Consider the following 1,650-nt stretch of genomic DNA (forward strand, 5'->3'; position numbering starts at 1 on the left):
CCTCCAGCGTCAGTAATAACAGCCCCCGCAGTTTGAAATAAAGTAGTCCAAAGTGGAGTAGTGGTCTTACATACCAAAACATCACCTTTTTCCAGCTTGGAAAATTCCTTCGTATTTAAAATGACCTTTACTTTTCCCGTATATGTTCCCGAGGAAGAGGCTAACCCTTTAATAGAATGTTCGCTGTTAGCGTCATTTTCCTCAATAGCTCCCATATATTTCTCAGCTTCTTTCAACTGAGCTGGCTCAGGGACTCCGAAGTATCTAGGCAAATTAGACATTTGCTCATGTTCTGCGTGTTCTTTTTTACGCTTCTCAATTAATTCTGCCACGTCTACCGGATTTTCTAAAAGAGACTCTAGCTCATCAAGATATAAAAAGAAAATATCTTCTTTCACTAGAAAAACATGATGATGTACTAGTAAATCACCTAGCTTGATTAGGAATAAACGAGCTTTTGCATCCAACATTGCATCGATATAAAAATGATGGTCATCTCTTATAACAGATGCATCTAATGCCCACTGGTAATATTTTTTAAACTCTTCTTTGTGTGTGCTATCCGCTATCTGTTCCAGAAATTCATTATAGTTCTGTTCACGTTTTTTGACCGTCTGTTTGAAATTCTCATCAAAGTTGTAACCGTCATTAACATACCCTTGAATAATCAATAACGCGTGAAGAGGATTCTCTAGCCAAGTTTCCCCTACAAAATCRTGACTTACGACGCTTCGATATCCATACTGTTTTAGAAAAGTATCTACTTCAGCCATAAAGCTTTTTGCTGCTTTATTTTCCTCTAATTTCTTTAATAAAGTTTCTGTACATTCTTCTTCAAAGATCTTAGTAAGTTCCTCATCGTCTTTAACTGTTAAAGCAAGTCTAGAAAGCTGTTGATCCGTTTCCAACGATTTGTTCATTTTCCCGGTCAATAGCTCATAAACATCATGTGCGGATTTTTTATTTGTAAGGTTTTTATAGTATTCTTCAGCCTTAGTATTTAAAGACATTTGAGGCATAACAATGTCAAAATGCAAGTCATATGCCGTTTTATAAAAATCAGTCAAACTTTGAAGAATCTCTTTTCCTCTCTGAAGATTGAGATTTCCTCCGGTAAAGCTATCTAACTTGTTATAGTAAGGCAGGAATTGTTCTTTAATCATTTGATTCATTCGTTTTGTTAGGATTGGATAAATACTTTCCATCAATTCTTTATTTTCTTGGAATCTTTTCTTGGAATCTCCTTTAAAAGGCTCCATTTTTGTATAGATATGACCTTTATAAAGTTTTAAATTAAGTCTATTAAACATAAACTTTAACTTTTTAAAACTAGCAGCTGTTCCTTCAGAAAATGCCGGAATAATAAATGAAGCGTACAAAGGACTAACAGCATGAGAAAAACTTGTGTCATTTAAAATCCAAAACTCTTCTATATCTTCGAAACTTAAAGATATATCTTTTTGGAAAGGAGTTAATTCTTTAGTTTCTGTTAATGTGGTAATCGCTCTTGCCTGTAATAGATATACTTGATTGTTTTGAATACCAAACTCTATGTCTACGGGATATTGGTAAAGAGCTTCTACTTCTTTTGTTATTTCGGCCAGCTTAATAATTGTTTCATTTGTTAAACAAAACCTTTGCTGCTCATCT

1 protein-coding gene is annotated in these 1,650 nt (G+C 34.1%); it reads right to left on the minus strand.

The window, feature by feature from the left end; genetic code table 11:
- Positions 1-1,650, minus strand: a 1,650-nt coding sequence (locus tag AC1DRF_RS26615; protein WP_477742146.1) for a PEP/pyruvate-binding domain-containing protein, incomplete at both ends; no start/stop codon positions are given.

The sequence above is a fragment of the Priestia sp. P5_B4 genome (assembly GCF_056400385.1).